Below are 6,063 nucleotides of genomic sequence, written 5' to 3' on the forward strand. Positions count from 1 at the left end.
TGGACGCAGTGCTCGGCCATCCGGTCGGAGACCTGGCCGAGGTAGCGGCGGATGTGCGTCAAGGTGGCGCCGTGCCGCAGCAGGCTGGTGGCCAGAGTATGGCGAGGCTGGTGCGGGACGACCTGGCCGAGGTCGAGTTCGGCGATCCACTGTCTAAAGCGGCTGTGGAACCACTGGTAGGTCAGTGCCGTGGTGCCGTCGGGGTTGCGGACCGTGGTGGCGAACAGGGCGAGCTTTGCCCGCTCGGCTCCGGTCGGCCGGCGGCCGTGGCGGCCGGTGAAGCGGTCCAGGGTCTTGCGCTGCCGCTCGGCGAGGATGTCGTAGAGGCGCTCGGGGATGCGGATCGCGGCGTCGTAGTTGCCGGCCTTGGTCTGGTCGTGCCAGAACATCGCCAGGCCGCCGTAGCGGCCGATGCAGTCCCCAGCGCAGTTTCAGAACCTCGTTGACGCGGCGGCCGGTGAGGACGATCGTCTCCCAGGCGTCGCGCATCCCCTGGTCATCGGGGCCGTAGACCTCGGCGAGCCTGGCGAGGTTGGTCTCATCGGCGAGTGCGCGGGCGGCTTCATCCGGGAAGGCACGGCGGGCTCTGAGCGGGGCGCCTCCGGCGGCGGGCATCGCGATGATGAACTCCCGCCCCAGGCCGATGGGTTCGGCTCTGCCGGTCTCCAGCGCGTCTCGCCGCTGTGCTTTGCGTCCGTGAGCGACTGACGCGGAGTGCGGTGAATCCGTAAGAGGTGATGGCCGTAGGTCTTCTTGCAGGTCGGAGGAGCGTCGTCTTCGTCGGAGCGCTGCGATCACGAGGACGTCGCCGAGTCGGCCGCGCCCTGTCCATCGGCGTTTTTGAATTCTTGCCCGTCGGCGGTCGGATGCGACCGGGCTTCGGCCCGACGGCGAGAGCCGGCCGTTGGAGCGGCCGCGTGAAGCCGGTGCATCTGTGCGGAATCCCGGCCTCTCCGCCGTGGACGCACCGTCGGACCGCCGGCGTGGCTGGCTCCCCCGTCCGCCGGCCGGGCGTATGGATGTCGGGGGCCCAGGGCAGCTCCCCACGGCCGGAACACCTGCCCGCACGATCGGCCCCCGGACCGGAGGTCAGTCCGTCCGCCGACGCGGCGCGGGGGAGCCACTGCCGCCGGGCGCCGGCCGGCGGGACCGGCCCGACCGATGTCGCGCCCACCGGACGCGGAGCGGCCCGGCACCGTGTTGCCGGTGCCGGGCCGCCCATGTGTGTCGGGGTTCAGCCCTGGCGGGCCTTGAAGCGCGGGTCCTTCTTGTTGATCACGTATGTCACGCCGTGCCGGCGGACCACCTGGGCGCCGGGCTTGTTCTTGAGCGAGCGCAACGACTTGCGTACCTTCATGGCCGTCTCCTTTCCGTGCGGTCGAACCGGGGACGTCGTCGACGGCACTGCCGTCAACGGCCGGCCCGAGTGGTGCTTTTGTAGCGCCGCTCGAACCGCTGGAGCCGTCCCGCTGTGTCGACGACGCGGGAGGTGCCGGTGTAGAAGGGGTGGCTCGCCGACGAGACCTCGACGTCGACGACGGGATAGGTGTTGCCGTCCTTCCACTGGACCGTGTGCTGCGCGGCGGCGGTGGAGGGGACGAGCAGTTCGAAGCCGGCCGCGCGGTCGCGGAAGAGGACGGGGCGAGAAACGGGGTGGATGCCATGCCTCATGACGGTGTCCTTCCTGGGTGCCCCTGTCGCCCGGGGCGCCGGGCGACAGGGGCGGGGGTCAGCGTTCTTCGCGGAAGAGGACGTGGGCGCCGGCCTTCGGGTCGTACTTGCGCAGGACCAGCCGGTCGGGGTCGTTCTGGCGGTTCTTGCGGGTCACGTAGGTGACGCCGGTGCCGGCAGTCGACCTCAGCTTCACGACGGGCCGCGTGGTGCTGCGTGCCATGAGGTGCCCCTTTCACGTGCACCCGAGTCGGTTGACTCGGGCATGTCAGGCAAGATGTGCAACGGCATCCACCGGCCCCGCATTCCCGGCGCCTCCAGCACGGCGGCGACCACGCGCTCGTCGGTGCGCCCGGTGCGGCTGTAGGTGCGGGTGGTGCGGTGATCGACAAGGCCCCACAGGCCCTTGGCCCGGTAGGACAGGCGCATCCGCTGCACGGTGGTGCGCGCGACGGTGCCGAAGCCGATCGCGGTCAGCTCCCCGGCCTTGGCCTGCTCGCGCTGGGCCAGGGTGCCGGTGGCCGGGTCGTACTTGGGCCGCGGCGCCTGACCGCTGCCCGCTGCGGCTGGCTGTCGGTCTCCACCTCGCGGATGTGCCGCTGCCAGGCCAGGGGCCCGCTCCTGCTCGCGCAGCGGCACGGTCGCGAACAGCCCCACTGCGGCACCGCGGTCGGAACGGCAGCGCCGACCAGGGCGAAGTCGTCGGCGGCGAAAAGGAAGTTCGCCAGCACCGTCGCCACCATGCCCTGCTCGTCGATCAGCCGCACCTGCTGCCCCTGCAATCCCACGACCTGCCAGGTCCGGCTCTCGAAGAAGAACCTTGAGCGCATCGAAACGGCCTACCGAACGGTGCGCCGACACAACGTCGCCCGCTACCTGCTCGCGCGCCTCAATCGTGAAGGCAGGGGCACCCGAGATTCATCCACTCAACCAGTCCCCAGTACCGCGGCCGCGCCAACGCGAGCTCAGCTTCCGGACACTCGACGTGCGCCACTGGGACCGCATCGTCGAAGCCTGGGCCGACGACAACGACGAAGCACTGGACAACGCCTGGGTAAGCGATGCCGCGGTCGACCTCGGCTCCGAGTGGGGCCAGTACGAATACGTGACCAACATCGGCTTTGCGGCCTGAGCCTCCATCGGTGACGAGCACCGGACACCGAGGCCAGCATGGGTGCTGGCCTCGGCTGCGCCTGTCCGACGGCGTCCTCGGACAGGGCGAGGCGGCCGCCTAGGCAGTGTCCGATTGGTCATGGAAGTGCGTGGTCGGCAACGCAGCGTGCGGCGATGATGTGCGGGTGTTCTACGAGGATCTCAGCGAGTACACCTACCGGGACGAGGACGCGTTCGGGGACAGGGAGTCGTTCTACGAGCTCTGGTACCGCCCTGAGTACAGCCGCCTGAACATCGGATGGCTGGAAGCCGGCAAGCCATACTCGACAGGGCCTGTTCCCGCAGGCTTCGTGGAGAAGCTGCAGGCCATCCAGCAGGTCCAGTGGATGAACGTCTGCCTCGGTGTCCACGAATGCGACCTGTGTCCTCAGGCCGAGGCTCCGGAAGGGAACGGGGAGATACGGATCCCGGGCGAGGTCGGCATCGCCTACGCCGCCCCGCTCCTGGTCACCCACTACATCACCGTTCACGGCTACCAACCGCCTGAGGTTTTCATCGACGCCGTTCTCGCCGTCGATCTCGACGCGTGGGCTGCCGCACGGTGGCCTGACGTGCCCTTCCCGTGGGTCCCGGAAGACGCCGAACGCCTGGTGGAGTAGGTGCAAACAATCCTCACCGGCGCAGCCAAAGCCGGACCGAGGCGGCAGTGACCGTCTCGTGGAAGATGCAGGCCCTCTTGTCATAGCGGGTCGCGACCGCGGGGAACATCTTCAGCCGATTGATCGTCCGCTCCACTTCGTTGCGTCGGCGGTAGATGTCGGTGTCGAACCCGGTCGGGCGGCCGCCCTTGCTTCCCCGGCGCCGACGGTTGGCCCGCTGGTCCCTGGGCTCGGGAATCGTGTGCTTGATCCGACGTCGCCGCAGATAGCGACGGTTACGGCGCGACGAATAGGCCTTGTCGCCCCTAAGATGATCGGGCCGCGTCGCCGATGTCGGCGAGAACCCCGTCGAGCGCGATGAACTCCTCCCATCCCGCCGCGGCCAGTCGCTTCGGCCAGCCGAGCCACGACGAGATCTTCCAGGTCGGGAATACGCTTGTTCTTCCAGATCTTGCCGGCGAGGCTGACCAGCAGGCATTCCAGGCCGACCCGCGCTTCCACCCATGACGCGTGAGTCGCGGCGAAGCGCGCCAGTTCCGGGCTGATGCCGTGGCCGAGCAGAAGAGCCTGCCCGGCCACCTCGTGCGCCGATCCGGGCCCGGAGAGTTCGGCGAGGTGCACCGTCTTTCCTACGTCGTGCGTGGCCGCCCCAAAGAGCACCGCCTCGCGGTCGAAGACCACGACGGGGTAGCGCTGTTCCACCCAGTCGACCAGCTGGTGCGCGACGTCATGGACGGCGCACAGGTGGGCCGCCAGCCGCGGCGGACTTCCCAGCTCCGACAGAAACTCTGCGACACGATCCGGCAGAGGCAGTAGGGGCGGGCTGCCGGTGCCGCTCATGGCTCTCGACAAGTGGGTGTTGGTCGTCACCGCCGTCAGGGTACTGACGGCGTCCCCCTTTTGCGTCCGTAAGAGGAGCCCTCACCGAACAATCGTGATCTTGCCTGGCTGGGATGATCGATCTGCGCCGGGATCACCCGGACGACTTCACGGTGTCACGCGAGGACTACGGCCGGGGCTTCTACTCCTAGCCCGGGGGAGAACGCGGGCAGCCATGACAACAGCTCGTCAGGTCGAGCACGGAGAGCTACTTGTCACTTCGCGGCAGCTTCGGGAGCACAGGGCCTCGATCCCCGTGGGTTCGGGGAAACTGAAAGTTGTTCAGCGCGAACCCACGGGTGCGCCAGTATGCGTCAGGTCGATCCATCCGCGGGCTCGGGTGAAACACGGGGATGCCGAGCGATCCGACGGACTTCCGTGGTGACGTCGGCCTGCACGTCCTCCGTCAGGAGGGCCGCCCGCCGAACTGCCAGTTGTGCACCTCGATGTCGGCGTACCGGTCCGGGGTCAGGATGGCGCGTGCCGTCTCCGGGTCCGGCGCCCGGAGCAACACCGCCGTGCCCAGCCAGGTGGTGCCGTTGTCGGACAGCAGCGGCCCGTAGGCGATCAGCTCGTCCCGGTCGGGCGGCACCGCGAGGTCGGCGGCCTGCCCTGTGCCGAGGCCGAGCACCAGATACCGGTTGCCGCCGGTCCGGCCGCCGGGGAAGTCCCACATGGTACGCCCCAGCATGTTGCGCCACCGTCGCAGCAGCACGTCCCGGTAGGCGCCGGCCTGGTAATTCGGCTCATCGAAGGCGAAAGCGCGGGCAGCGGCGGGATCGGGCAGGTCGACGATGTGCACGCTTCCGGTGGGTGTGTCGCCGTCGTCGGCGAGGGTCGGGCCCCGGGCGATCATCTCCTTCGCGTACCGGTCCATGTAGGACCAATGATCTTCCAGCAGCTCGTCGCGCAGCGGCAGGGAGCCGGGCCGGTCGCGGTGGTAGCAGAGGAACTCCATGTCCATAGGGTCTCTTCAAGGAGGTAACCAGGACGAGCGAGTTTCACCGCGATGACTGCTCGGCCGCCTCACCCAGAAGCAAGCGTGCCGACTCCGCGCAGCGGATGGCCGTCTTCTCGTCGATGCTGAAGACGAGGGACAGGTGGAGCGGGTCGGCGCCGTGGGTGAGGGCCTCTTCGAGCTGGCGTGGGAACGCTTCGACTACCTGCGCCTTTTCACCCAGACTCACGCGAAGCTCAGCGTGGACTACATCCCGTTCACGCGCCGCAGTGGCATGCTCGGCGCCTACACGGTCGCCCCGATGGAGTGGCTCGACAAGGCGATCACAGAGGCCCACCCGCTCCTCAACGCCACGTCCCCTGAGTTGGGTCCGAAGCAGCTGGGCTCCCTCAAGCAGCAACTCGATGACCAGCTCAATCGACTGCTCAGCCAGGCATTCTGGGCGGCAGGGGGGAAGGCGGTAGACCTGCACGCGTGTGGTGGCCACCTCAGCGGCTCGAGCGACGCAAGCTGACGCCAAGGCGCCGGACGTCCTTTGGAGACCTGCTGTCTGCCCGTACGATGCGCGCGTGACACCTCGCCGCGCCCTTGGCGCCGGTCCTCAGACCATCCGCGCCGCGCAGGCCGACCTGCTCGATGCCCTTCCCGGCCTCCGTCTCCCTGATCTGGAGGAGCTGCGGTCCCGAGGGGTGCTCGGTACCCGCGCGGCGTCGCCCCCGGCACCGCGGCGGACTCTCGGTGTCGGCGGCCGCGCCGCGCTGTAGGGAGCCGGCCCGGCGTCGT

8 protein-coding genes and 4 pseudogenes are annotated in these 6,063 nt (G+C 69.0%); 4 read left to right on the forward strand and 8 right to left on the reverse strand.

The window, feature by feature from the left end:
• Nucleotides 1–53: 53 nt before the first annotated feature.
• From O1G22_RS44365 to O1G22_RS44385, 5 genes and pseudogenes are all read right to left on the reverse strand, one after another.
• Nucleotides 54–389 (reverse strand): annotated as a pseudogene (locus tag O1G22_RS44365) (site-specific integrase); the annotation flags it as partial.
• 845 nt (nucleotides 390–1,234) lie between these two features.
• Nucleotides 1,235–1,357 (reverse strand): type B 50S ribosomal protein L36, encoded by a 123-nt coding sequence (ykgO, locus tag O1G22_RS44370; RefSeq protein WP_270086932.1) that lies wholly within the window; start codon nucleotides 1,355–1,357, stop codon nucleotides 1,235–1,237.
• 53 nt (nucleotides 1,358–1,410) lie between these two features.
• Complete coding sequence (locus O1G22_RS44375) at nucleotides 1,411–1,671, reverse strand: type B 50S ribosomal protein L31 (RefSeq protein ID WP_270086933.1); 261 nt, start codon at nucleotides 1,669–1,671, stop codon at nucleotides 1,411–1,413.
• A gap of 58 nt (nucleotides 1,672–1,729) precedes the next feature.
• Nucleotides 1,730–1,894 (reverse strand): 50S ribosomal protein L33, encoded by a 165-nt coding sequence (gene rpmG, locus O1G22_RS44380; protein ID WP_225102430.1) that lies wholly within the window; start codon nucleotides 1,892–1,894, stop codon nucleotides 1,730–1,732.
• Nucleotides 1,864–2,328, reverse strand: a complete 465-nt coding sequence (locus O1G22_RS44385) for a hypothetical protein (protein WP_270086956.1) — start codon at nucleotides 2,326–2,328, stop codon at nucleotides 1,864–1,866. The genes rpmG and O1G22_RS44385 overlap by 31 nt, the downstream gene beginning before the upstream one ends.
• 150 nt (nucleotides 2,329–2,478) lie before the next feature.
• Here O1G22_RS44385 and O1G22_RS44390 point away from each other — a divergent pair.
• Both O1G22_RS44390 and O1G22_RS44395 read left to right on the forward strand, forming a co-directional pair.
• Nucleotides 2,479–2,803 (forward strand): annotated as a pseudogene (locus tag O1G22_RS44390) (transcriptional regulator); the annotation flags it as partial.
• Nucleotides 2,804–2,969: 166 nt separating this feature from the next.
• Complete coding sequence (locus O1G22_RS44395) at nucleotides 2,970–3,443, forward strand: DUF7919 family protein (protein ID WP_270086934.1); 474 nt, start codon at nucleotides 2,970–2,972, stop codon at nucleotides 3,441–3,443.
• 13 nt (nucleotides 3,444–3,456) lie between these two features.
• Here the strand turns inward: O1G22_RS44395 and O1G22_RS44400 are convergent.
• From O1G22_RS44400 to O1G22_RS44410, 3 genes and pseudogenes are all read right to left on the reverse strand, one after another.
• Nucleotides 3,457–3,768 (reverse strand): annotated as a pseudogene (locus O1G22_RS44400) (transposase); the annotation flags it as partial.
• A pseudogene (locus O1G22_RS44405) lies at nucleotides 3,749–4,283 on the reverse strand (phosphohydrolase). The pseudogenes O1G22_RS44405 and O1G22_RS44400, both read right to left, overlap by 20 nt.
• Nucleotides 4,284–4,728: 445 nt before the next feature.
• Entirely contained in the window at nucleotides 4,729–5,280 is a 552-nt protein-coding gene (locus O1G22_RS44410; RefSeq protein ID WP_270086935.1) for a YciI family protein, read from the reverse strand.
• A 142-nt stretch (nucleotides 5,281–5,422) separates the two neighbouring features.
• Here O1G22_RS44410 and O1G22_RS44415 point away from each other — a divergent pair, with 142 nt between their 5' ends.
• Together O1G22_RS44415 and O1G22_RS44420 are read left to right on the forward strand one after the other, a co-directional pair.
• Nucleotides 5,423–5,794 carry a hypothetical protein gene (locus O1G22_RS44415; protein WP_270086936.1) on the forward strand — a complete coding sequence of 124 codons (372 nt, stop codon included), beginning with the start codon at nucleotides 5,423–5,425 and terminating at the stop codon, nucleotides 5,792–5,794.
• Between the two features lie 55 nt (nucleotides 5,795–5,849).
• Nucleotides 5,850–6,044 (forward strand): hypothetical protein, encoded by a 195-nt coding sequence (locus O1G22_RS44420; RefSeq protein ID WP_270086937.1) that lies wholly within the window; start codon nucleotides 5,850–5,852, stop codon nucleotides 6,042–6,044.
• The last annotated feature ends 19 nt before the right edge of the window (nucleotides 6,045–6,063 follow it).

Source organism: Streptomyces camelliae, assembly GCF_027625935.1.
GTDB lineage: Bacteria > Actinomycetota > Actinomycetes > Streptomycetales > Streptomycetaceae > Streptomyces > Streptomyces camelliae.

What these genes read in the sequence shown, in the direction of transcription:
- ykgO (WP_270086932.1), bottom strand. Translation starts at nt 1,357, where the DNA reads ATGAAGGTACGCAAGTCGTTGCGCTCGCTCAAGAACAAGCCCGGCGCC.
- O1G22_RS44410 (WP_270086935.1), bottom strand. Translation starts at nt 5,280, where the DNA reads ATGGAGTTCCTCTGCTACCACCGCGACCGGCCCGGCTCCCTGCCGCTG.
- rpmG (WP_225102430.1), bottom strand. Translation starts at nt 1,894, where the DNA reads ATGGCACGCAGCACCACGCGGCCCGTCGTGAAGCTGAGGTCGACTGCC.
- O1G22_RS44375 (WP_270086933.1), bottom strand. Translation starts at nt 1,671, where the DNA reads ATGAGGCATGGCATCCACCCCGTTTCTCGCCCCGTCCTCTTCCGCGAC.